At 65.3% G+C, this 23,294-nt stretch carries 23 protein-coding genes; 13 read left to right on the forward strand and 10 right to left on the reverse strand.

Annotated elements, in window-relative coordinates:
- Nucleotides 1-481, reverse strand: a 481-nt coding sequence (locus SE92_RS03375) for a CinA family protein (RefSeq protein WP_063194462.1), incomplete at its 3' end; no start/stop codon positions are given.
- A 4-nt stretch (nt 482-485) separates the two neighbouring features.
- Nucleotides 486-1,667, reverse strand: coding sequence for a bifunctional 2-C-methyl-D-erythritol 4-phosphate cytidylyltransferase/2-C-methyl-D-erythritol 2,4-cyclodiphosphate synthase (locus SE92_RS03380; RefSeq protein ID WP_063194463.1), 1,182 nt, complete (start codon nt 1,665-1,667; stop codon nt 486-488).
- Between the two features lie 281 nt (nt 1,668-1,948).
- Here SE92_RS03380 and dusB point away from each other — a divergent pair, with 281 nt between their 5' ends.
- Genes dusB through ntrC form a run of 3 tightly spaced genes read left to right on the forward strand, consistent with a single transcriptional unit; the run spans nt 1,949 to nt 5,568 of the window.
- Complete coding sequence (dusB, locus tag SE92_RS03385; RefSeq protein ID WP_198172895.1) at nt 1,949-2,950, forward strand: tRNA dihydrouridine synthase DusB; 1,002 nt, start codon at nt 1,949-1,951, stop codon at nt 2,948-2,950.
- Entirely contained in the window at nt 2,947-4,116 is a 1,170-nt protein-coding gene (locus SE92_RS03390) for a two-component system sensor histidine kinase NtrB (protein WP_063203321.1), read from the forward strand. Before dusB ends, SE92_RS03390 begins: the two co-directional genes overlap by 4 nt.
- Before the next feature lie 9 nt (nt 4,117-4,125).
- Entirely contained in the window at nt 4,126-5,568 is a 1,443-nt protein-coding gene (ntrC, locus tag SE92_RS03395) for a nitrogen regulation protein NR(I) (RefSeq protein ID WP_063194465.1), read from the forward strand.
- 208 nt (nt 5,569-5,776) lie between these two features.
- Here the strand turns inward: ntrC and SE92_RS35560 are convergent, their stop codons facing one another.
- The gene (locus SE92_RS35560; protein WP_157095055.1) at nt 5,777-5,917 is read right to left on the reverse strand and encodes a hypothetical protein; all 141 of its coding nucleotides are present in this window, start codon (nt 5,915-5,917) and stop codon (nt 5,777-5,779) included.
- A gap of 178 nt (nt 5,918-6,095) precedes the next feature.
- Between SE92_RS35560 and SE92_RS03405 the strand changes: the two genes are divergently transcribed.
- From SE92_RS03405 to hflX, 4 genes are all read left to right on the forward strand, one after another.
- On the forward strand, nt 6,096-8,489 hold the full coding sequence (locus tag SE92_RS03405; RefSeq protein WP_063194466.1) for a sensor histidine kinase: 2,394 nt from the start codon (nt 6,096-6,098) through the stop codon (nt 8,487-8,489).
- A gap of 17 nt (nt 8,490-8,506) precedes the next feature.
- Entirely contained in the window at nt 8,507-9,877 is a 1,371-nt protein-coding gene (gene ntrX / locus SE92_RS03410; RefSeq protein WP_063194467.1) for a nitrogen assimilation response regulator NtrX, read from the forward strand.
- A gap of 313 nt (nt 9,878-10,190) precedes the next feature.
- On the forward strand, nt 10,191-10,439 hold the full coding sequence (hfq, locus tag SE92_RS03415) for an RNA chaperone Hfq (RefSeq protein ID WP_007591126.1): 249 nt from the start codon (nt 10,191-10,193) through the stop codon (nt 10,437-10,439).
- An 11-nt stretch (nt 10,440-10,450) separates the two neighbouring features.
- Nucleotides 10,451-11,833, forward strand: coding sequence for a GTPase HflX (gene hflX, locus SE92_RS03420; RefSeq protein ID WP_063194468.1), 1,383 nt, complete (start codon nt 10,451-10,453; stop codon nt 11,831-11,833).
- 104 nt (nt 11,834-11,937) lie between these two features.
- Here the strand turns inward: hflX and SE92_RS03425 are convergent, their stop codons facing one another.
- The 3 genes from SE92_RS03425 to SE92_RS03435 form a co-directional block, all read right to left on the reverse strand.
- Nucleotides 11,938-12,396 (reverse strand): GNAT family N-acetyltransferase, encoded by a 459-nt coding sequence (locus SE92_RS03425; RefSeq protein ID WP_063203322.1) that lies wholly within the window; start codon nt 12,394-12,396, stop codon nt 11,938-11,940.
- Between the two features lie 14 nt (nt 12,397-12,410).
- On the reverse strand, nt 12,411-13,229 hold the full coding sequence (mazG, locus tag SE92_RS03430) for a nucleoside triphosphate pyrophosphohydrolase (protein WP_063194469.1): 819 nt from the start codon (nt 13,227-13,229) through the stop codon (nt 12,411-12,413).
- 105 nt (nt 13,230-13,334) lie between these two features.
- The gene (locus SE92_RS03435) at nt 13,335-13,850 is read right to left on the reverse strand and encodes a hypothetical protein (protein ID WP_063194470.1); all 516 of its coding nucleotides are present in this window, start codon (nt 13,848-13,850) and stop codon (nt 13,335-13,337) included.
- Between the two features lie 146 nt (nt 13,851-13,996).
- Here SE92_RS03435 and queC point away from each other — a divergent pair, with 146 nt between their 5' ends.
- Nucleotides 13,997-14,719, forward strand: coding sequence for a 7-cyano-7-deazaguanine synthase QueC (gene queC / locus SE92_RS03440; RefSeq protein ID WP_063194471.1), 723 nt, complete (start codon nt 13,997-13,999; stop codon nt 14,717-14,719).
- On the opposite strand, the gene SE92_RS03445 is transcribed toward queC, so the two are convergent.
- From SE92_RS03445 to nthA, 3 genes are read right to left on the reverse strand one after another with little or no spacing between them, the layout of a single operon-like run.
- On the reverse strand, nt 14,712-15,089 hold the full coding sequence (locus SE92_RS03445; protein WP_063194472.1) for a nitrile hydratase accessory protein: 378 nt from the start codon (nt 15,087-15,089) through the stop codon (nt 14,712-14,714). The genes queC and SE92_RS03445 overlap by 8 nt on opposite strands.
- The gene (gene nthB / locus SE92_RS03450) at nt 15,089-15,748 is read right to left on the reverse strand and encodes a nitrile hydratase subunit beta (RefSeq protein WP_063194473.1); all 660 of its coding nucleotides are present in this window, start codon (nt 15,746-15,748) and stop codon (nt 15,089-15,091) included. The genes SE92_RS03445 and nthB overlap by 1 nt, the downstream gene beginning before the upstream one ends.
- Nucleotides 15,745-16,380, reverse strand: a complete 636-nt coding sequence (gene nthA / locus SE92_RS03455; protein WP_063194474.1) for a nitrile hydratase subunit alpha — start codon at nt 16,378-16,380, stop codon at nt 15,745-15,747. The genes nthB and nthA overlap by 4 nt, the downstream gene beginning before the upstream one ends.
- A 122-nt stretch (nt 16,381-16,502) precedes the next feature.
- On the opposite strand from nthA, the gene SE92_RS03460 reads away from it, so the two are divergent.
- The 4 genes from SE92_RS03460 (at nt 16,503) to SE92_RS03475 (ending at nt 20,926) form a co-directional block, all read left to right on the forward strand.
- Nucleotides 16,503-17,309, forward strand: coding sequence for an enoyl-CoA hydratase/isomerase family protein (locus tag SE92_RS03460; RefSeq protein WP_063194475.1), 807 nt, complete (start codon nt 16,503-16,505; stop codon nt 17,307-17,309).
- 112 nt (nt 17,310-17,421) lie between these two features.
- Nucleotides 17,422-18,894, forward strand: a complete 1,473-nt coding sequence (locus tag SE92_RS03465) for a DASS family sodium-coupled anion symporter (RefSeq protein ID WP_063194476.1) — start codon at nt 17,422-17,424, stop codon at nt 18,892-18,894.
- Nucleotides 18,895-19,131: 237 nt separating this feature from the next.
- Nucleotides 19,132-20,271, forward strand: a complete 1,140-nt coding sequence (locus tag SE92_RS03470; RefSeq protein WP_198172547.1) for a methionine ABC transporter ATP-binding protein — start codon at nt 19,132-19,134, stop codon at nt 20,269-20,271.
- Complete coding sequence (locus SE92_RS03475; protein WP_063194477.1) at nt 20,261-20,926, forward strand: methionine ABC transporter permease; 666 nt, start codon at nt 20,261-20,263, stop codon at nt 20,924-20,926. The genes SE92_RS03470 and SE92_RS03475 overlap by 11 nt, the downstream gene beginning before the upstream one ends.
- 6 nt (nt 20,927-20,932) lie before the next feature.
- Here the strand turns inward: SE92_RS03475 and SE92_RS03480 are convergent, their stop codons facing one another.
- Nucleotides 20,933-21,922: a helix-turn-helix domain-containing protein gene (locus SE92_RS03480; RefSeq protein ID WP_063194478.1), complete on the reverse strand. Its 990-nt coding sequence runs from the start codon at nt 21,920-21,922 to the stop codon at nt 20,933-20,935.
- Nucleotides 21,923-22,102: 180 nt separating this feature from the next.
- Between SE92_RS03480 and SE92_RS03485 the strand changes: the two genes are divergently transcribed.
- Nucleotides 22,103-23,293: a serine hydrolase domain-containing protein gene (locus SE92_RS03485; RefSeq protein ID WP_063194479.1), complete on the forward strand. Its 1,191-nt coding sequence runs from the start codon at nt 22,103-22,105 to the stop codon at nt 23,291-23,293.
- Nucleotide 23,294: the final 1 nt, after the last annotated feature.

Genomic DNA, 23,294 nt, shown 5'->3' on the forward strand with positions numbered 1-23,294 from the left:
GGTCCATCAGCATGCGCAGCGCCTCGACCACGGAGCGCTGACGCACGGCGGAGCGGCCGATCGCGCCGAAACGGTGCTCGCGGTGGATGATGCGGCCATCGCGCGCCGCGGCGGCAAAGTGCACGAGACCGACCGGCTTGCCGGGCGTGGCGCCGCCGGGACCGGCAATGCCGGTGATGGCAACCGCAAGATCGACATCGGCACGCTCCAACGCGCCGACGGCCATGGCAGTCGCGGTTTCCTTGCTGACCGCGCCGAAATTGCTGAGCGTGCCGGCTTCGACGCCGAGCATGGCGCGCTTGGCGTCGTTGGAATAGGTGACGAAGCCGCGGTCGATCACATCAGAGGAGCCGGGGATGTCGGTCAGCGCGCCGGCGACGAGCCCGCCGGTGCAGGATTCAGCGGTCGCGATCGTCAGCTTGCGCATCCGGCACAGGTCGAGCAGCGAGCGGGAGAGGGCGCGTGCGTCGCTGCCGCCCATGATCCTACACGCTCCAGGGCAGGCGGATGGTGGCGCTCGCGGTGGCCGCGATGCCTTCCTCACGGCCGGTGAAGCCGAGCCGCTCGCTGGTGGTCGCCTTCACCGCGACGCGCGAGATGTCGACGCCGGAGATTTCCGCGATGCTCGCGCGCATGGTGTCGCGCAGCGGGCCGATCTTCGGCCGCTCGCAGATCATGGTGACCTCGAGATTGGCGATGCGGCCGCCGCGCGCAGTGACGCGCTCGATGGCGTATTTCAGGAACTGGTCGGAGGAGGCGCCCTTCCATTTCGCATCGCTCGGCGGAAAGTGCGAGCCGATGTCGCCGTCGGCGAGCGCGCCGAGGATGGCGTCGACCAGTGCATGCAGGCCGACATCGCCGTCGGAATGGGCGAGAAAACCCCTGGTGTGCGGCACACGCACGCCGCAGAGCATGACGTGGTCGCCGTCGCCGAAGGCGTGCACGTCGTAGCCGGTGCCGGTCCTGATGTCGCCGAGCTGGGCAGCCAGGCGCGCTTCCTCGCGCACGAAATCCTCGGGAGTGGTGAGCTTCATGTTGGCAACATCGCCTTCAAAGGTTGCAACCGTCAATCCCGCCCATTCGGCAATCGCGGCATCGTCGGTGAAATCGCTGCGGCCGTCCTTCGCCGCGCGACGATGCGCCTCGAGGATGACGTCGAAACGAAAGGATTGCGGCGTCTGCGCGATTCGCAAACGCGCGCGATCCGGCGTGCCCTCGACGTCGCCAGCATCGCCGGTCAGCTTGATGGTGTCGGTGACGGGGACGACGGGGATCGCAGCGCCCGTGCGGCTCGCCGCCTCGATCGCGCGCGAGATCACGCCGGCCGAGACGAAGGGCCGGGCGGCGTCGTGGATCAGCACGATATCAGGCTTGTGCTTGGCCAGCGCCTCGAGGCCGGCGAGCACGGACGCCTGACGGGTGGCACCGCCACTGGTCGGCGGCTCGTGCTTGAGCCCTGCGACCGCTGCCGTGAACATCGCGTTGTCGTCGGGGTTCACCACCGGCTGCACCGCGAACAATTCGGCATGGCGGCTGAAGGCTTCCATGGCGCGGTAGATCACGGGCACGCCGCCGATCTCGCGATATTGCTTCGGCCCGCCGGCGCCTGCACGCAGTCCACGCCCGGCTGCGACGAGGACGACTGCGGTGCGCTGTGATTTCGCCATAGGACTCAAATACTCAATTGGTGATGGAAGAGTCGGGGAGTGGGGTGATTGCCGCATGCCTCTAGCACGGCAGGCCCGCAAAAAAAGGGGGTTTCCCCGGATTGTTGGAAACAGCATTTTGCTGCACTGCACTTGAAAGATTTGCAGAACTGTCTAAACTGTAGGCATGACGCTTGACTGCACAAGAATTGTGCGCAAGATAGATCCTGGCAGGCGCGATGAGGCCCTGCCCAGTCGACGAGACCCCCGTGACCGGTTCGGCAGTATTCGGCTCTAAGCCGTTGAAAATAGGCGATATTGATATCGCCACCCCGGTCATCCTGGCGCCGATGTCGGGAGTGACTGACTCGCCCGTCCGCAAGCTGGCCGCCGAGCTTGGGGCCGGACTTGTCGTATCCGAAATGACCGCCAGCGATGAGCTCGCCAATGGCCACCGGATGTCCCGGTTGCGCTGCGAAGCCACCGGCATCGGCCCGCACGTGGTACAGCTCGCCGGCTGCGAGACGCATTGGATGGCGGAGGGCGCCCGGATCGCCGAGGCCGATGGCGCCGACATCATCGACATCAACATGGGCTGTCCGGCCCGTCACGTCACCGGCGGCCAGTCCGGCTCGGCCCTGATGCGCGACCTCGACCATGCCGTCAGCCTGATCGATGCGACCATCGCAGCGGTGAAGGTGCCGGTGACGCTGAAGATGCGGCTCGGCTGGGACGACCAGACCCGCAACGCGCCCGAGCTGGCGCGGCGCGCGGAGGCCGCCGGCGTCCAGCTCGTCACAGTCCATGGCCGCACCCGCAGCCAGTTCTACAAGGGCGAGGCCGATTGGGATGCGATCCGCGCCGTGCGCGATGCGATCTCGATTCCGCTCGTCGTCAACGGTGACATCACGACTTACGAGAAGGCGCTCGCGGCGCTGGAGGCCTCCGGCGCCGATGCGGTGATGATCGGCCGCGGTGCGAACGGCCAGCCCTGGCTGCCTGGCCAGATCGGCCGCCGCCTGACAGGCGGGGCCGAGGAGGCGGCGCCTTCGCTCGCAACCCAGCTGCATTATGTCCGCACGCTGTATGAGGGCGTCTGCGCGCTCTATGGTCTGCGCATCGGCCTCAGGCATGCCCGCAAGCATCTCGGCTGGGCGCTCGATGTCGCGGCACAGGCGAGCGGCGCATCTGTCGAGAAGCTGAAGGGTTGGCGCCAGAAGATCCTCACATCGGAGGATCCGCGCCTCGTCCACCAGTCCCTGCAGGATGCCTTCGACGACTTCGCATGGAGCGCTGCTGCATGAGCTCAGCCGCTGAACATCGCCGGCCGTCCGAGAGCGACGCGATGCTGGATGCCTTGCCCAACCCCGTGCTCATGATCGGGCCGGACGGCAAGATCGTCGCAGCCAATATCGCGACCGAAGCCTTCTTCGAGATCTCGACCCAGTTCCTGAAGCGGCAGTCGCTGAAAGAGCTGGTGCCGTTCGGCAGCCCCTTGCTGGCGCTGATCGACCAGGTGCGCTCGTCGAACTCGCCGGTCAACGAATACAAGGTCGATCTCGGCACGCCGCGCATGGGCGGTGATCGCCAGGTCGACCTGCACGTCGCTCCGCTCACAGAGCGGCCCGGCCATATCGTGGTGATGCTGCAGGAGCGCACCATCGCCGACAAGATGGACCGCCAGCTCACCCATCGCAGCGCCGCGCGCTCGGTGATTGCGCTGGCCGCGATGCTGGCACACGAGATCAAGAACCCGCTCTCCGGCATCCGCGGTGCGGCGCAACTGCTGGAGCAGCAGGCCTCGTCCGAAGACCGCATGCTGACGCGCCTGATTTGCGACGAGGCCGACCGCATCGTGACGCTGGTCGACCGCATGGAGGTGTTCGGCGACGAGCGTCCCGTGGTGCGCGGTCCCGTCAACATCCATTCCGTGCTCGACCACGTCAAGCGGCTGGCGCAGTCCGGCTTTGCCCGCAACATCCGCTTCATCGAGGATTACGATCCCTCGCTGCCGCCGGTGCTGGCGAACCAGGACCAGCTGATCCAGGTGTTCCTCAATCTGGTGAAGAACGCCGCCGAGGCGCTGATCGACGTTCCCGACGCCGAGATCCAGCTCACCACCGCGTTCCGCCCCGGCGTGCGCCTGTCAGTCCCCGGTCAAAAATCCCGGGTATCGTTGCCACTCGAATTCTGCGTGAAGGACAACGGACCAGGCGTGCCGGACGATCTTCTGCCCAACCTGTTCGATCCCTTCGTGACCACCAAGCAGACCGGCTCGGGCCTGGGTCTTGCATTGGTCGCCAAGATCATCGGCGATCACGGGGGCATCATCGAATGCGAATCTCAGCCGCGCAAAACCACCTTCCGCGTGCTGATGCCGATGTATTCCACATCGGTGAAACATGCCGATCAAAGCAGTCGCGCCGACTCTGCCGGGAAGTCGTCGCCTGTGTCACAGGGGGCGAAATGAGGATTAACGATGCCCGCAGGTAGCATTCTCGTAGCTGATGACGACACCGCCATCCGCACCGTTCTCAACCAGGCACTGTCCCGCGCCGGCTACGAAGTGCGGCTGACCGGCAATGCCGCAACGCTGTGGCGCTGGGTCAGCCAGGGCGAGGGCGATCTCGTCATCACCGACGTGGTGATGCCGGACGAAAACGCCTTCGACCTCTTGCCGCGGATCAAGAAGATGCGGCCGAATCTGCCCGTCATCGTCATGAGCGCGCAGAACACCTTCATGACGGCGATCCGCGCCTCCGAACGCGGAGCCTACGAATATCTGCCGAAGCCGTTCGACCTGAAGGAGCTGATCGCGATCGTCGGCCGGGCGCTCGCCGAGCCGAAGGAGCGCGTCTCGACGCCCGACGAGGACGCCGAGATGGAGGCGATCCCGCTGGTCGGCCGTTCGCCGGCGATGCAGGAAATCTACCGCGTGCTGGCGCGCCTGATGCAGACCGATCTCACCGTGATGATCACGGGCGAGTCCGGAACCGGCAAGGAGCTGGTGGCGCGCGCGCTGCACGATTACGGCAAGCGCCGCAACGGCCCGTTCGTCGCGGTCAACATGGCCGCGATCCCGCGCGACCTGATCGAATCCGAATTGTTCGGCCATGAGCGCGGCGCCTTCACCGGCGCCAACACCCGCGCCTCCGGCCGGTTCGAGCAGGCCGAGGGCGGCACGCTGTTCCTGGACGAGATCGGCGACATGCCGATGGAGGCGCAGACGCGCTTGCTGCGTGTGCTGCAGCAAGGCGAATACACCACAGTCGGCGGCCGCACCCCGATCAAGACCGACGTGCGCATCGTCGCGGCCTCCAACAAGGACCTGCGGGTGCTGATCCAGCAGGGCCTGTTCCGCGAAGATCTGTTCTTCCGACTCAACGTCGTGCCGCTGCGGCTGCCGCCGCTCCGCGAGCGTATCGAGGATTTGCCGGATCTCATCCGTCACTTCTTCGCATTGGCCGAGAAGGACGGCCTGCCGCCCAAGAAGCTCGACGTGCTGGCGCTGGAGCGGCTGAAGCAGCATCGCTGGCCCGGCAACGTGCGCGAGCTCGAGAACCTCGCCCGTCGCCTTGCGGCACTCTATCCGCAGGACGTGATCACCGGCTCCGTCATCGACGGCGAGCTGGCGCCGCCCACGGTCAGTCCCGGCGCGGCGGTCCAGCAGGGCGTCGACAATCTCGGCGGCGCCGTGGAGGCGTATCTGTCCTCGCACTTCCAGGGCTTTCCGAACGGCGTGCCGCCGCCGGGCCTCTACCACCGCATCCTCAAGGAGATCGAGGTGCCGCTGCTCACGGCCGCGCTGGCCGCCACCCGCGGCAACCAGATCCGCGCCGCCGACCTGCTCGGCCTCAACCGCAACACACTGCGGAAGAAAATCCGGGATCTCGATATCCAGGTGTATCGGAGCGGGGGTTAGACTGCGGGCGACCCGCGGCATCGCGTCTGAACGCCAAATCGCGTTTGAACGGAGTGGCTCAGCTCCCCCTACCAAGGCAGAGCTGAGCCTGTCCGGATCGCGCTGGCCATTGTGGCTGACGCGGTGAGCAGAAGTCCGATACGGACCCAATTGTTCCGTTGAAAGGGGACGATTCCGGCATTTGGCCGCAGGGCGCAGCGCCGCGCGCCTATCTGACCAGCCTGGCCGATGTCGGCAGCATGGCCAAGTCAGCTCGCTCCTGCAGAGCCGGGCCATTGACCAGCAGGTCGGAAGCCACAATCAGCAGCAGTACAGCCGAAGCCATGATCGCGAGAAAGATCCTGTCCATGCGGGGTCAAGCCGGAATCGTCCGATTCCGTTCCCGCTGATGCGGCACTGCCCTGTGGATGCGTTGCTCCGCCGCGCGGCTGACGCCTCGCAATTGTCGCAATTCGGCAACAATGTGGTACGAATACATCAGTATCCGCGCGCCCGCGGACCCGTTTTCAGCACCCACCATTGCCGGAATGACCAGCGCAGATACCTCGGCCGCACACTTTGACACGGCCCCAGCGGAAGAGCCCCGGCGTTGGTCGGCGCGGCGCTGGCTGGCACCGTTTGCCGTCGTGCTGGCCTTGCTGTCGGCCTTCGTCACCTTCCTGGTTCTGACCGGCCTGACCACGATCGAGCCGACGCCGGCGGTGGTCCGCTCGATCTACCTCACCAACGCGGCCACGATCCTGCTGCTGGTCGGCATCATCATCCGCGAGCTCTGGCAGCTGATCCTGGCGCGGCGGCGGGGCAGGGCAGCGGCACGGCTGCATGTCCAGATCGTGAGCCTGTTCTCGATCGTGGCGGTGTTGCCGGCGGTGCTGGTCGCCGTCGTTGCCAACGTGACCATCGAGCGCGGCCTCGACCGGCTGTTCTCCGGGCCGACCAAGGAGGTCATCCAGAACTCGCTGAACATCGCGCGCGCCTACATGCAGGACCATGCGCAGCTGATCCGCGGCGACATTCTCGGCATGGCCAACGACATCGCCCATGCAAGGCCGCTCTACGACCAGGACCGGCGCTCGTTCCGCGAGATGCTCACCGCCAGTGCGAGCTCGCGCAACCTGCCGGGCGCGATGATCATCGACAAGAACACCAACATCCTGGAATCCGCCGACACCGGCATGCGGCTGGCCTATTCGCCGCCGGCACCCGACTTCCTCAGCAACGTCAACGAGAACGAGCCCGAGATCGCGGTTTTGCCGGATGCGAGCTTCGTCGCCGCGGTGATCCGCCTGCGTGCCTTCAGCGATACCTTCCTCTATGTCGCGCGCCCGCTTGATCCGAACGTCGTCAATCAGCTCAAGCAGACCGAGGTCAGCGTCGCCGAATATGCCCAGATCGAGTCGCGGCGGCTCGGCATCCAGGTCGCCTTCGCGCTGATGTTCGCGGTGATCGCGCTGACCATCCTGATGGCCTCGGTGCTGATCGGGCTGAACTTCGCCAACTCGCTGGTGGCGCCGATCCGGCGGCTGATGAACGCGGCCCATACGGTTTCGACCGGCGACCTCCACGTGAAGGTTCCGGTGCACCAGTCGGAAGGCGATCTCGCCCAGCTCGGTGAGACCTTCAACAAGATGACGCAGGAATTGCGCAGCCAGCGCGACGAGCTCGTCAACGCCAGCGATCTCATCGACAGCCGCCGCCGCTTCATCGAGGCCGTGCTGTCCTCGGCGAGCGCCGGCATCATCGGCGTCGATGCCTCCGGCAGCGTCGGCATTTTGAACCGCTCCGCCGAGAAGCTGATCGGACACGCTGAATCCGAGACGCTCGGTCATCCGCTCTCGGACGTGCTGCCCGAGCTCGACGAGATGATGAAGACGGCGCGGGAAGGGACCCAGCGCCTGGTGCAGGGGCAGATCACGATCACCCGCGACGGGCAGGAGCGCAATCTGTCGGTCCGGGTCAGTGCCGAGAAGAACCAGCCGCACGACAGCTACATCATCACGCTCGACGACATCACCGAGCTGGTTTCGGCGCAGCGCACCTCGGCCTGGGGCGACGTGGCGCGCCGCATCGCCCACGAGATCAAGAACCCCCTGACGCCGATCCAGCTCTCCGCCGAACGGATCCGCCGCAAGTTCGGCAAGGACATCACCGAGGCCAAGGACAAGCAGATCTTCGAACAGTGCACCGACACCATCGTGCGTCAGGTCGACGACATCAGGCGCATGGTCGACGAGTTCTCGCGGTTCGCGCGGATGCCGAAGCCGGTGATGGAGGGCGAGGACGTCGCCGACACCGTGCGGCAAGCCGTGTTCCTGATGAAGGTCGCCCATCCCGAGATCGATATCGAGGCCGAGTTCAAGCAGGATCCGCTGCGCGCCCAGTTCGACCGGCGGCTGATCTCCCAGGCGGTCACCAACATCGTCAAGAACGCCACCGAGGCGATCGAACAGGTCCCGGTGGAGGAACTCGGCAAAGGGCGCATCGACGTCGTGGTATCGCGCGAGGGCGAGGACGTGCTGATCGACGTGGTCGACAACGGCATCGGCCTGCCCAAGGTCGCGCGCTCGCGGCTGCTCGAGCCGTATGTTACCACGCGCGCCAAGGGCACCGGGCTTGGCCTGGCGATCGTCGGCCGCGTGCTGGAAGACCATGGCGGACGCATCGAGCTGAAGGATGCGTCCGACTTCCGCGAGGGCCAGCGCGGCGCCTGGATGCGGATGCGCTTTGCGATCACCGGTCAACCCGCCAAGCCCGAGGGAGCCGAGCAGGCTCCGGCCGCGGCCAAGGAAGTCACCGGCGGGCAGCCCGGCGCTGCTGTCAAGGATCCGGCGCAAGAAACAAAAGAGCCGGCGGCCGAAACCAAAGAGCCCGCTGAAAAGACCAATGATTCAACGAAAATCCAAGCCGCAACAGGCAGCTGACAAGACAGGCGCGACCCATGGCTAGTGAAATTCTGATTGTCGATGACGAGGCCGATATTCGGGATCTCGTGGCGGGCATTCTCGAGGACGAAGGCTTCGTCACCCGGACCGCACGCGACAGCGACTCCGCGCTGGCTGAAATCGCCAACCGGCGGCCGCATCTGGTGTTCCTCGACATCTGGCTGCAGGGCTCCAAGCTCGACGGCTTGCAACTGCTGGAGCAGGTCAAGAAGGACAATGCCGATCTGCCGGTCGTGATGATCTCGGGCCACGGCAACATCGAGACCGCGGTCGCGGCGATCAAGCGTGGCGCCTATGACTTCATCGAGAAGCCGTTCAAGGCCGATCGTTTGATCCTGGTCGCGACCCGCGCGCTGGAGAACTCGCGGCTGAAGCGCGAAGTCAAGGAGCTGAAGCAGCTGGCGCCAAGCGCCAGCCAGCTCGTCGGCCGCTCGCCCAGCATGAACCAGCTGCGCCAGACCATCGAGCGCGCCGCCAAGGCCAACAGCCGCATCCTGATCGTCGGCCCTGCCGGCGCGGGTAAGGAATTGACCGCACGCACACTGCACACGGCCTCCGGCCGTGCCGACGGTCCCTTCGTCGTCATCAACGCCGCAGCGATCACGCCCGAGCGCATGGAGCACGAGCTGTTCGGCGTCGAGCAGACCAACGGCGAGCAGCCGCGCAAGGCCGGCGCGCTCGAGGAAGCCCATGGCGGCACGCTGTTCATCGACGAGATCGCGGACATGCCGCGCGAGACCCAGAACAAGATCCTGCGCGTGCTGGTGGAGCAGTCGTTCCAGCGTGTCGGCGGCACCGCCAAGGTGCAGGTCGACGTGCGCATCATCTCGTCGACCGCGCGCAATCTCGAAGAGGAGATCGCGGCCGGCCATTTCCGCGAGGACCTCTATCATCGGCTCTCGGTGGTGCCGATCCGCGTGCCCGCGCTGTCGGAGCGGCGCGAGGACATTCCGGAATTGATCGACTACTTCATGGAGCAGATCTCGGCCGGCAGCGGCTTGCCCAAGCGGCAGATCGGGCAGGACGCGATGGCGGTGCTGCAATCGCATGTCTGGCCGGGCAATGTGCGCCAGCTTCGCAACAATGTTGAGAGAGTCATGATTCTGGCAGCGGGTGGTCCCGAGGTCATCATCACCGCCGACATGCTGCCGCAGGACGTCGGCTCCATGGTGCCGGCGATGCCGACAAGCAACAACGGCGAGCACATCATGGGCCTGCCGCTGCGCGAAGCGCGCGAAGTGTTCGAACGCGACTATTTGATTGCACAGATCAGCCGTTTTTCAGGAAATATTTCTCGTACGGCCGAGTTCGTTGGCATGGAACGGTCGGCGCTGCATCGGAAGCTGAAAGCGCTCGGTGTCGGCTAGAACGTTTTGGAGCACAGCGGTTGGCGGTTCGCATAAAGAAAACGGGTCAAAACAAGAATCTAGCGCTGCGGGACTGCGGTTAACCCTGAGGGATTGGTCAGGAAAACCATCGCTTTCCGTAGTTTTTCGGGGCATTACGGCGTGCCATGCCGCGTGAAGCAGCTTGCCTAAAAGGCCCACCTGTCCTCTAATCGCAACAGCTGTTCCTTCCGAGGGGGATCTCATGAGGAACGGCAACCGGGAGAGGCCCCGAACATCACAAAGAGGGCCGCAACCGGCGCAATAAAAAGAAACTCAAAGCGAGAAAAAAACAATGGCGGCAGACCGCGCACAAAACCTACAGGACACCTTCCTTAATCACGTTCGCAAAACCAAGACGCCACTGACGATCTTTCTGGTCAACGGAGTGAAGCTCCAGGGCATCGTGACCTGGTTCGACAATTTCTGTTTGCTGCTTCGGCGCGACGGTCACTCGCAGCTTGTCTACAAGCACGCGATCTCGACCATCATGCCGGGCGCACCGATTCAGTTGTTCGAAGGCGGCGAGGACCAGCCGGCTTGAGAGTGATCTGATTGGAACCCCGGAATTTCGACGGGGAGGCCGACCGTCCGCGGTCGGCCGGGGCTCAGCAGACGGGGCGGGTGCTTGTCATCGGCCCCTATTTGCGGGTGCGCGCCGGCGGAGCCGACGCGCAATCTGAAACTCATGTCCTGCGTGATTCCGAGGCCCGGCTCGATGAAGCCGCCGGCCTCGCGCGCGCGATCGATCTCGTCATTGCTGATGCCATCATCGCACCGATCAGCCAGATCAGGCCCGCGACGTATATCGGCAAGGGCAAGGTCGAGGAGATCGCCGCGCTGATCAAGACCCTCGACGTGGAGCTCGTGGTGATGGATTGCGCGCTGGCGCCGATCCAGCAGCGCAATCTCGAAAAGGAATTGCACGCCAAGGTGCTCGACCGCACCGGACTGATCCTGGAAATCTTCGGCCGCCGCGCCAAGACGCGGGAAGGCTCGCTCCAGGTCGAGCTCGCGCATCTCAACTACCAGCGCTCGCGCCTCGTGCGCTCATGGACCCATCTGGAGCGCCAGCGCGGCGGCTTCGGATTCATGGGCGGTCCCGGCGAGACCCAGATCGAGGCCGACCGCCGCCTGATCCAGGAGCGCATCTCCAAGCTCGAGGGCGAGCTCAAGAAGGTGCAGGCGACGCGGCGGCTGCATCGTGCCGGACGCCAGCGCGTGCCCTATCGCGTGGTCGCGCTGGTCGGCTACACCAATGCCGGCAAGTCGACGCTGTTCAACCGTCTGACGCGCGCCGACGTGCAGGCCGCGGATATGCTTTTCGCGACACTGGATCCGACTTTGCGCGCCCTGAACCTGCCGCATGGCGGCAAGGCAATGCTGTCGGATACCGTCGGCTTCATCTCCAACCTGCCGACCCAGCTCGTCGCCGCCTTCCGCGCCACGCTGGAGGAAGTGCTGGAGGCCGATGTCATCCTGCATGTGCGCGACATCTCGCATGAAGATGCCGAAGCTCAGCAGAGCGATGTCGACGCGGTGCTGCGCCAGCTCGGCATCAACCCCGACGACTCAGGTCGCATCATCGAGGTTTGGAACAAGATCGACCGTTACGATTCCGAGCAACGCGAAGAGCTCTTGAACATCGCCGCGCGCCGGCCGGAGGATCATCCGGCCATGCTGGTCTCCGCCGTGACAGGCGAGGGCGTCGATGCACTGCTCGCCGCGATCGAGGAACGGTTAGCGGCCAAGCGCACCACGCTCGATCTCTCCATCGACGCCGCCGACGGCGCCGGCATCTCCTGGCTGCATCGCAACGCCGAGGTGCTGGCCAAAGAGCTGCACGACGGCCGCTTCGACATGACCGTGCGGGTGGACGAAACCAAGCGCGATATCGTAGTGAACAGGTTTGACGCTGTGCCGCGTCTGTCGGCGTAAATCCCCAGCTTCGTAGCCCGGATGAAGCGAAGCGTAATCCGGGATTCGGATCTCGACGACCGGTCGCGGATTGCGCTTCGCTCCATCCGGGCTACGGCCGCAGACTAGTCGGCGAGGTCGAGGCTCATGAACTGATTATGCGGGCTCGCCTGATAATCCGCGAAGGGTTCGCAGTTCGTGAAGCCGACACTGCGATAGAGTGAAACGGCCGGCGCATGAAGCGGTGCCGTGCCGGTCTCCAGGCTAAGACGCGCATAGCCTCGTTTGCGGGCCTCAGCGATGATATGATGCAGGATGGCACGGCCAACCCCGGTCCCGCGGGCAGCCGGCGCGGCCCGCATCGACTTCACTTCTGCATGCGCGTCATCCAATTGCTTGAGGGCGCCAAATCCAACCAGCTGATCGTCCTGCCATACGGTCCAGAAGGTAACCGCCGAGTCCGAAAGGCCGCTCGCATCCAGCGCCTGCGCGTGCTTGCCCATCACACTCTGCAGTTCCGCAAGGTGATGCGCCAAGAGGTCGGCTACATAGGGCGCCGTCGGATCATCCTGCCTGATGTCCATGTAGCGCCCTTGCATCACGTGGCCGTCTTCGCCTCATTCCACAGCGCATCCATCTCCGCCAGCGACGCCTGCTCGAGCGTGCGGCCCTGCGTCTCCAACGCGCGCTCAATGAACGCAAAGCGCCGCTCGAACTTCGCGTTGGTCACGCGCAGCGCGGCCTCCGGATCGGCATCGACGTGGCGGGCGAGGTTGACCAGTGCGAACATGAGGTCGCCGGTCTCCTCGGCGATTTCCTGCTTGTCGCCACGATCGAGCGCGGCCTCGATCTCGTCGGCTTCCTCGCGGATCTTTGCCAGCACTGCGCGCGGGTCGTTCCAGTCGAAGCCGACGGTGGATGCCTTGCGCTGCAGCTCCATGGCACGCGTCAGCGCGGGCTGTCCGGCCTTGACGCCCGACAGCAGCGATCTGTGCGCCGGTACGTCTTCCGGCGGCCGGCGTGCGGCGCGCTCGGCCTTCTCCTCGGCCTTGATGCGGTCCCAGACTTCCTTGACGTGAGAGGAGGCGAGGTTGCCGTCCTTGTCGGCGAAGACGTGGGGATGACGCCGGATCATCTTTCGCGTGATGGCCTCGACGACGTCGCCGAAGGCAAAGGCGTTCTGCTCCGATGCCATCTGGGCGTGGAACACGACCTGGAGCAGGAGGTCGCCAAGCTCCTCGCGGAGATCGTCGAGATCGCCGCGGTCGATGGCGTCGACCACCTCATAGGCTTCCTCGATCGTGTAGGGCGCAATCGTCGAAAAGTCCTGCTCAAGGTCCCAGGGGCAGCCGGTCACCGGCGTGCGCAGCGCCGCCATGATCTCGATCAGGCGGGAAATGTCGCGGGAAGGGGTCATTGGGCACCGGAGTTGCGCGTTTCCGGCTTTATGCCAAATGCACGGCATTGATCCCAGCGGAACAAGGCGAAATCAGACGGATTTCCACCGACGGGCTGATCTGGATCAGGTTGCCTTCCGCCGGAGCATAAGCAGCCAGATGTTCATCGCCGCGCAAAGTCCAAAAAACAAGGTCACCGCCAGTCCGATCATTCTGCTGCCGGTCTCGCCGACGGACATCAGGAGGCCGCCGGCGACGAACACCAGAGATCCGATGGTCAGCGGCCAGAGCACGACCGGGCCATGCGCGCGTGCCTGAGACGTCATACTCTCCTTCAAAGATAGCCCTTCATCAGCGGCCTCGAGGCGGGGAAGCAGAACCCACATCCAAGCCAAATAGAATGCCAGGGAGATAGCGGCCGACGCAAAGCTGATGGTGTAACCGTGAAAGATGATTGGTGCGAGGATGACAGGCAGGAGTGAAACCACCATGTAGGCTTTCACCTGCTTTCGAAGACGTCCATAGCGCTCCTCCGAGCCGATGGCGTAACCGCGCCCGAGCGCTCCCCATGGAAAGAACAGCCGGCGGCCGTCCTCGGTGGTCTTGAAACTGCTACTGGCCAACCCTTCGAAATAACCCATATCGACGTCCGTCCATTGGATCGTGCGGCAACGCCGTTATGCTACCAGGGCGAGTATGCGACGGCAAATGAGTGACGCCCGCCGGCGCGGACGCCGTTGCGTGATCTTGCATTGATGGCGTCGACGAAGTGGACTACCTGAGGCCCATGAGTGACGCATTTTCATCACAAACCGCGCTGGTCCTGTTCTCAGGCGGTCAGGATTCCACCACCTGCCTGGCCTGGGCGCTGAGCCGCTTTGCGCGGGTGGAGACGCTGGGGTTCGAGTACGGCCAACGCCACGCGGTGGAGCTCGACTGCCGCGATCGGCTGTTCGCTGGCATCAAGGGTCTTCGCGCTGATTGGGCGGAAAAGCTCGGCGAGAGCCATACGCTGTCGATCCCGACGCTGGCGGCGGTGTCCGAGACCGCGTTGACGCGCGACGTCGCGATTGCGATGGGCGCCGACGGCCTGCCGAACACGTTTGTGCCCGGCCGCAATCTGGTGTTCCTCACCTTTGCCGCGGCACTGGCGTATCGCCGGGGCATCACCCACATCGTCGGCGGTATGTGCGAGACCGACTATTCCGGCTATCCCGATTGCCGCGACGACACCATCCGCGCGATGCAGACCGCGCTGTCACTCGGCATGGCCCGGAAGTTCGAGCTGCACACGCCCTTGATGTGGATCGACAAGGCCGCGACCTGGAAGCTGGCGCAGGATCTCGGCGGCGACGGGCTGGTCGATCTGATCCGCGAGCACTCCCACACCTGCTATCTCGGGACGCGCGGCGCTCAGCACGATTGGGGCTACGGTTGCGGGGAATGCCCGGCATGCAGCCTGCGGGCGAAGGGGTGGCGGGAGTTCGTGGCGCGAGCGGAGCTTACCTAAAATCCTCCGCCTTAAGCTCGATCGGCTTGCCGTGCGGCGTGCGATCGGCGGCGTGGTCCCAGGCGTCGCGGTAGCGCTGCAGCGTGTCCATCGAGGCGACGCCCTTGCTGGCGACGAGGCCCTCCAGCGTGGCGAGCCAGTGCAAATAGTAGGTCTCGCCGGTGTCGGGATCGCCGGCCGCCTGGGCGCGCTTGATCTCGGAGGCGAGGGCGGCGGCCCATTCCGGCCAGGTGAACACGCCGCGCTCGTGAAGGCTCAACGCCATCGCGAACGCATGCGCTTCCCACGGCGCGCGGAACACCGGGCCGTCGTCGTCGCGGGGAATGCTCGGGATCGCCGCCGTCGCGGCGGCGGCAGCTGCGCTGCTCATCACGCCGGATCCAGATAGGGCTCGAAGGCGTCGATCGAGACCTTCAGCGTGGGATCGCCATCCTCGCCCCAGAGATCGCGGCCCTCGAACACGACGGTGTAGAGCCATTGCGGATGTTCGCCGTGCTCCATCGCCGCGGTGTCCGGAAACACGTGGCAGCCGTGGTTGAGCTCGACGATGCCGACATGGCCGCGCACATAACGCGGCAGCCGCGTATGCGTCTTGGGGTGGATGTTCTTGGCGCGCACACGGTCGCCGATGTTGAATTTTGCGGCCGCTGGTGCCGGGCGGGCGAACTTGCCGCGCACCATGATGCGCTCCACCTGGCCGAGATCGAACTTGCCGTGCTTGAGCGTCTTCCCCGGCTGCATCGCGTGACCGGCGGCGACTTCCTCGCGGGTGAGATAGCCCTTCTCGATCAGCATCTCCTCGAGCCCGAGAAACCATTTCTTGTAATAAGAGCTCGAAAGGTACACGTGGGGCGGAATGGTCTCGCGATAGAAGCGCGAGGTGTCGATGTTGAAGGCGCCGGCTGCGCCCATCGCACGCACCATCGCCAGCACGCGGGATTCCCATTCCTCGTGAAACACCGGCTCGTTCGGCTCGGGCTCGACCTTGCCGAACCCGTCCATGCCGCCCATGTCGTGCACGCCGTTCACGACGGCGCTCCCGGCGTCTTGGGGAATCCGGTGCCGATCATGGAATCGCGCGTGACGAGCTCGGCGAGCTGTTCCTCGCTCCACCCCTCGGTGCCCGCGGGGCGCATCGGCAGCACCAGGAAGCGGGTTTCTGCCGTCGAGTCCCAGACCCGGATCTCCATGTCCTTGGGCAGGGTGACGTCGAAATCGGCGAGCACGCCGCGCGGATCTTTCACGGCACGCGAGCGGTAGGGCGCGGCCTTGTACCAGACCGGCGGCAGTCCCAGCATTTCCCAGGGATAGCAGGAGCACAGCGTGCACACGACCATGTTGTGCCGCGCGGGCGTGTTCTCGACCACGACGAGATGATCGCCGACGCGGCTGACATGGCCGAGCGTGCCGATGGCCTTGCTGCCATCCTCCAGCAGCGCTTTCTTGAAGGCCGGATCGCTCCAGGCTTTGGCGACAACGCGCGCGCCGTTGTGCGGGCCGATCTTGGTCTCATAGGCCTGGATGATGGCGTCGAGCGCGGCGGGCTCGACATAGCCTTTTTCAGTCAGGATCGTCTCGAGCGCGCGCACGCGCAGCTCGGTCTCCGACAGTTCGGAATGATCGTGATCGTGATCGTGGTGATGGTCGTGATCGTGGCTCATAATGGGAAAGATAGGGGCAATGGGCCCTGCCTGTCGAGTATGCGTTGCGGCGTAACCGGGTCCCATATTCGTGAGGCCGGATGTAGGCTAGCATCGCCGCAGGGCAGATTGGGGAGACGTTAGTGACGGACTACGTGAAGATCGAAAAGGGCCTTGGGCCCGAGGGACGAATCGCGGTGGTGCGTTTCGACCGCGGCGACGGCATCAATGCGCTGTCGCCGGAGGCGCTGCGCCAGCTCACCGCGGCGGCGCGAAGCTTCGAGGATGATGCTGCGACCTCCGTGGTGGTGCTGACCGGCAGCGCGAGCGCATTCAGCGCCGGCTTCGACCTGAAGGATGCCGAGGGACGCGCGCGCAAGGACATGGATCTCGGCACGCTCAGGCGGCACCTCAAGCTCGGGCCGCGTCTCACCCGGGCCTGGCAGGAGATGGAGCAGATCACGATCGCGGCGATCGAGGGCTTCTGCGTCGGCGGCGGCGTGGCGCTGGCCGTCGCGCTCGACTTCCGTGTCATGGGCAGCGATGCCCATCTGCGCGTGCCCGAGATCGGGCTCGGCATGAACATGAGCTGGCAGAGCATCCCGCGCATGCTGCATCTGATCGGGCCCGCCCGCACCAAGCAGGCCGTCATCTTGGCCGATCAGCGCATCTCCGCGGAGGAAGCCTATGAATGGGGACTGGTGGAGCACGTCGTCGATCCCGGCCATGCGTTCGATGCCGCCATGGATCTCGCCCGCAAGGTCGCCGCGCAGCCGCCGCTCTCGGTGGCGATGACGAAACTCACCGTCAACCGGCTGGCGCATGCTCTGGACGATCTCGCCAGTCACATGGACGTCGACCAGTTCGCGCTCGCAGGTTTCAGCGAGGATCACAAGGAGGGCGTCGAGGCGTTCCTGGCCCGCCGCAAGCCGCGCTTCAAGGGGCGGTAGATTTGTCTCGGGCCATTGATCGCACTCCCGGCAGTCCGTATACGCCGCACCGGCAGAAGAGCAGGCTCGGCCAACGAGCCGCTAGAGGCGACGACATCACAGGGGAGGGCCCATGACCGCCAGTTCGCAGGCGCCTGAGGCAAAGGGATTTCGCTGGAAACTGATTGCACCGCTCGTTGTCTGGCTGGTGATCTATCTGTGGCCGGTGCCTGCCGGGCTCAACGTCAATCAGTGGCACTATTTCGCGGTGTTCGCGGCCGTCATCACCGGGCTTATCCTGGAGTCGATGCCGGTCGGCGCGGTCGGATTCATCGGCCTGACGGTCGCCGGGGTTGCGGGCTATATCGATCCCGATCCCGGCAAGTCGCTGCGCTGGATGCTGGCGGGCTTTGCCGAAAGCACGGTCTGGTTGATCGTGGGCGCCTTCGTGTTCTCGATCGGTTATCGCAAGAGCCAGCTCGGCCGGCGCATCGCGCTGGTGCTGGTGCAGCGCCTCGGCCGCAACACGCTCGGCCTCGGCTATGCCGTGGCGATGTCGGACTTCCTGCTCGCGCCCGCAACGCCCTCCAACACCGCGCGTAGCGGCGGCATCGTCTATCCCATCATCTCCAACATCCCACGCATCTACGGCTCGGAGCCGGGACCGACCGCCGGCAGGATCGGCACCTATGTGATGTGGACGGCGTTCGCGGCCACGGCCGTGACCAGCTCGCTGTTCTTCACTGCGCTTGCGCCGAATGCGGCGGCACTGGCGATCGCCAAGAAGACCGTCGGGGTCGAGGTCAGCTGGGGCCAATGGTTTCTCGGCTTCGCGCCGCTTGGCCTGCTGCTGATGGCGGTCGTGCCGCTGCTCAGCTATCTGGTGTGCCGGCCCGAGGTGAAACGCAGCCCGGAGATTTCCGAATGGGCGGCCAACGAGCTCGCCGAGATGGGCCCGATGTCGCGCAACGAGTGGATCATGCTGGCGCTGATCGTGCTCGCGATGTTCCTGTGGATCGCGGGCTCGAGCCCGGACATCCGCGTGCCCGTGCTCGGCTCGAACTTCGTCAACGCCACCACCGTCGTGTTCATCGTGATCTCCCTGATGCTGGTGACTGGCGTGATCGAGTTCGCCGACATCGTCAGCGAGAAGAGCGCCTGGGAGGTGTTCTTCTATTTCACCTCGCTGCTGACGTTGGCCTCCGGCCTCAACGAGATCGGCTTCATCAAATGGTTCGCGACCGAGTACGCCAAGCCGCTTGCCGGGCTGTCGCCGTCGACCGCGATGCTGCTGCTGGTCGCGCTGTTCTTCTGGATCCACTATTTCTTCTCGAGCATCACCTCGCATGCCGCCGCCGTGCTGCCGGTCGTGCTCGCGGTCGGATCGGGCATCCCCGGCCTGCCGGTCACGACCCTCGCCATGCTGTGCATGTACTCGCTCGGCCTGATGGGTGTGATCTCGCCTTACGCGACGGGACCTGCGCCGATGTATTTCGGCAGCGGCTATATCGGGAAGGGCCAGTTCTGGGGCTTTGGCCTGATCTTCGGGCTGCTCTATTTCGCTGGGCTGCTGCTGATCGTGCTGCCCTGGTTGCAGATGGGGTGAGCCCGGCGGGAGGCCGATAGCCCGGGGAAGGAATATTCTTTTCGGGGGAAGGATTGGGGAATCTTCGTCCATCTCCTCGCAAATATCTGACATTGCAAGAAAGACTGGAAAAGGCGATGGTGCGTGTTGCGGTGCAGCGCGCGCCCCTTGTGAGCCGTTTGCTGCTGTTCCACCCCCAGTCGCTGATGCGACCCGGCTCTCGTTTGCCTTTTCGGGCGGGCGAAAGAACTATGATTCATGAAGGCCGTCACCATGAACGCTCATCAATCGCTTGCCGTCGGACAGCCGATAGCGCCGCCTGAAGCGATTGCTTCCACCGCCGCTGAGCCGGACGCGATGGTCCGTTTCGCCGGGATCTCGAAGACCTATCCGGCCTATCGCGGCAAGCCCGGCGTCAACGCGCTGCAAGACATCGACTTCGCGATTCCCCGCGGTTCCATCACCGGGGTGATCGGCCGCTCCGGCGCCGGCAAGTCGAGCCTGGTCCGGCTCATCAACGGGCTGGAGAAGCCGACCAAGGGATGCGTGATCGTGGACGGCCGCGATATCTCGGCCCTGGCGGGCCGTGAGCTCAGGCTGGCGCAGCGCTCGATCGGCATGATCTTTCAGCACTTCAACCTGCTGTCCTCGCGCACCGCGGCCGACAACATCGCGCTGCCGCTCGAGATCGCCGGCTGGGCCAAGGCCGACATCAAGACCCGCGTTGCAGAACTCCTCGCGCTGGTCGGCATCGCCGACAAGCACGATCGTTATCCCTCCGAGCTCTCCGGCGGCCAGAAGCAGCGCGTCGGCATTGCCCGCGCGCTGGCAACACGGCCGAGCGTGCTGCTGTCGGACGAGGCGACCTCGGCGCTCGATCCGCAGACCACGCGCGCGATCCTCGACCTGCTCGCGAACATCAATCGCGAGCTGGGCGTGACCATCGTGCTGATCACCCATGAAATGTCGGTGGTGCGCCAGCTCGCCAAGGAAGTGGTGGTGCTCGATGCCGGCCGGGTCGTCGAGCGCGGCCATGTCGCCGACATCTTCACGCATCCCAGGCATCCGATCACGCAGCCGTTCCTCGCCGAAGTGACCGGCGACAGCCTGCCGGTGTCGCTGGCGAGCCGGATCGTCTCCGAGCCGCCTGCCGGCGGGCAGGCCGTGATCCGCGTCGAGGTGCGTGGGGCAGGGGCCGGCGACACAATGGTGGCGCGGCTCGCCCGCGAGCTCGGGATCGACGTGTCGCTGCTCTCGGCCCGTATCGACGAGATCGGCGGCCAGCATGTCGGCTCGCTCGTTCTGGGCATACCCGGCCGCGACGACGCGCAGGCGCGGGTTCTCGCCTGGCTGTCTCAATATCAATTCTCGGCGGAGCATCTCGGCTATGTCGCCTGAACTCATCAACCTGATCATCCAGGCGACCTTCGAGAGCCTGTACATGGTCGGCATCGCGGCAGCTCTCGGTACCGCTTTCGGCCTGCCGCTCGGCGTCTTCCTCGCAACCAGCCGGAAAGGCGAGCTGTTCGCAGCCCCGCTGGTCAACCGCGTGCTCGGCATCGTCGTCAATGCGACGCGGTCGACGCCGTTCATCATCCTCGTCGTCGCCATCATCCCGTTCACGCGGCTCGTTGCCGGCACCTCGATCGGATCGACCGCGGCGATCGTGCCGCTGACGATTGCCTCCGCGCCGTTCATTGCGCGTCTGGTCGAAGGTGCGATCCGCGAGGTCGATGGCGGGCTGATCGAGACCGCGTCCTCGTTCGGCGCATCGCCCATGCAGATCGTGTTCAAGGTGCTGATCCCGGAGGCGCTGCCCGGCCTGCTGCTGGCCCTGACGCTCGCGGTAGTCAGCCTGCTCGGCTATTCCGCGATGGTCGGTGCGGTCGGCGGCGGCGGCCTTGGCGATCTCGGCATCCGCTACGGCTATCAGCGCTTCATGCCGGAGATGATGCTCGCCGTCGTGGTCGTGCTGATTGCACTGGTCCAGCTCGTTCAGAGCGCGGGCGACTATCTGGCACGCCGGGTCAACCGCCGGCTGCGGCATCACTGAGCCGGATCACGCGGCACGCCTCGCCCGCCGCAGCGTCTCCGAGGGCAATTCGGAGAAGTGGCGCTTGTAGTCGAGCGAGAACTGGCTGAAGTGCCAGAAGCCGTGCTGCACGGCTATGTCGTAGACCGAGGTTGCGATGTCGCCGGCGCGCTTGAGGTCGCGGCGCACGCGGTTGAGCCGCATCGCGCGCCAATAATGCATCGGGCTCGTGCCCAAGACGTCCTGGAAGCAATAGCCGAGCTTGCGCGGGCTGGCGCCGACCGCCTTGCAGACCTCCAGCAGCGAGAGCGAGCGATCGCCGCTGCCATGCATCAGCTCGCGGGCGCGATCGACCGTGCGCCTGCGCGCCACCGCGCTGCGGCCGGGATGGCCCGGCCGTGCGGTCGGCAGCATGTCCATGATCTCGACGAGGAGGGCGTCTTCGAGGGCCTGCCGCGCCGCTGGGTCGTCGAATATTTCCGGGGCGGTCGTGATGGTCGCCTGAATGGCGGCGAGATGCGCCCGCAGCCGCGCGACCGGCGCCTCCGCCATTTCGATCACCTGCAAATGATGCCAGACGGTGCGCGGCAGCTCGATATCGAGCCGGGCCGCCAGCTCTGCGATCAACACCGTGCTGGCAACGACGCCGCGCAGCTCGAATGCCTTCGGCGTGCACATGTCGATCTCGGCGTCGATGCTGGCGAGCACGTGGGCGCCGCTGGCAGTGGTCCCGTTGCAGTTGAGCTCGCCATCGCCGTCCCAGGGCAGGCCGATGCCAAAACTGTCGGCGCCGAGCTGGCCGTATTGGCGGACCTGCTGGCTGGTGATCTCGCGGAACACGTCGAGCCGGGGCAGGGAGAGCTGGGTGAAACTGCCCTTGAACGCGCCGGCGCTGATTTGGTCGTAGCTCAGGCGCCAGCGGCCGAGCGCTGCGCAATGCTCGTCAACGTCCGTGCTGCTGGCCTGGAACAGGCTGGCAGCCGAGTCCTGAATCGCAGGAGTTGCACTTAAGACCATGACGGCACGTCGGATTTGCCAGGCGAAAGTTAGCGAGAACCTCGCCAAGACTGGTCATGGCCATCCTCCGTGTCCAGCAAAATATTGCCGGATCTCGATAACGCCTAATGGTGCCCGGGTGCAGACTTGCTCGCTCGCCGCCCAGCATTGCCGCTGGCGGCGCTTCGCGGAGGGATCGAGATGCGGCCGACCGAGATCATGCGTGGCAGCCCGCCGGCGGTTGAGGCCCTGGTGACGCGCGCCAATTGGCGCAGCTTTCCCGCGATCCGCTGGGGCTTCACCCACACCCGCGAAGTGCTGCCGACAGCGGAGATCCGCCGCTCGGCCCAACCGACGCCGATGCAAAGCGCGCCGCGCGAGCTGGCCAAGCTCGGCTTCACCGCGCCTGACGGCAAAGCGACCACGATCGAAGCCACGCTCCGCGAAACCTTCACCGACACACTGCTTGTGATGCACCGGGGCACGCTGATCCACGAATGGTACGACGACGGCATGAGCGCGACCACACCGCACCTGATCTGCTCCATCAGCAAGGCGATCGCCGGCACGCTCGGCGGCATCTTGGCCGCGCGAGGCCTGCTAGATCCCGAGGCGAGGGTGCTCCGCTACGTGCCGGAGCTGGAGGCCTCGGTCTACGCCGGCTGCACCGTCCGCAATCTCCTCGACATGGCCGTCGCCATCAAGTTCGAGGAGGACTATGAGGACCCTGCCGGAGATGTTGCGCGTTATCGCTTCTCCTCTGGCTGGGACGTGGCGCCTGATGGCATCGAGGCCGGTCACCAGCGCGCCTATCTCACGACCTTGCGCGGCACCGGCAAACCGCACGGCAAGGTCTTTCATTACGTCTCGCCCAATACCGAGGTGCTCGGCTGGGTCTATGAGCGTGCCTGCGGCATGCCCTACCATCGCATCCTCTCCGACTATCTCTGGCAGCCCCTGGGCGCGGAGGAGGACGGCTCGCTGACGCTCGACAGCCACGGCATGGGTCGCATCGCCGGCGGCATCTCGGTTACGGCCCGCGATCTCCTCCGCTTCGGCGAGATGATCCGCTGCCGCGGCGTGGTCGAGGGACGGCAGGTGGTGCCGGGCTGGTGGATCGACGACATCCGCGAGAACGGCGATCCCAAGGCCTGGGCCGACGGCGACCTCGCCGAGTTTTTCCCGGGCGCGCGCTACCGCAGCAAATGGTTCACGATCGATCCGTCGCGCAACGCGCTCACGGCCATCGGCATCCACGGCCAGCACCTCTATGTCGACCTCGACTCCGACACCGTCATCGTCAAGCTCGCAACGCAGCCGAAGGCGATGGACGTTCCGATAGATCAGCGCTGGTTTGCCGCCTTCAGCGCCATCACCGCGCATCTCGCCTGAT

This window comes from Bradyrhizobium sp. AT1 (genome assembly GCF_001590795.1).
GTDB lineage: Bacteria > Pseudomonadota > Alphaproteobacteria > Rhizobiales > Xanthobacteraceae > Bradyrhizobium.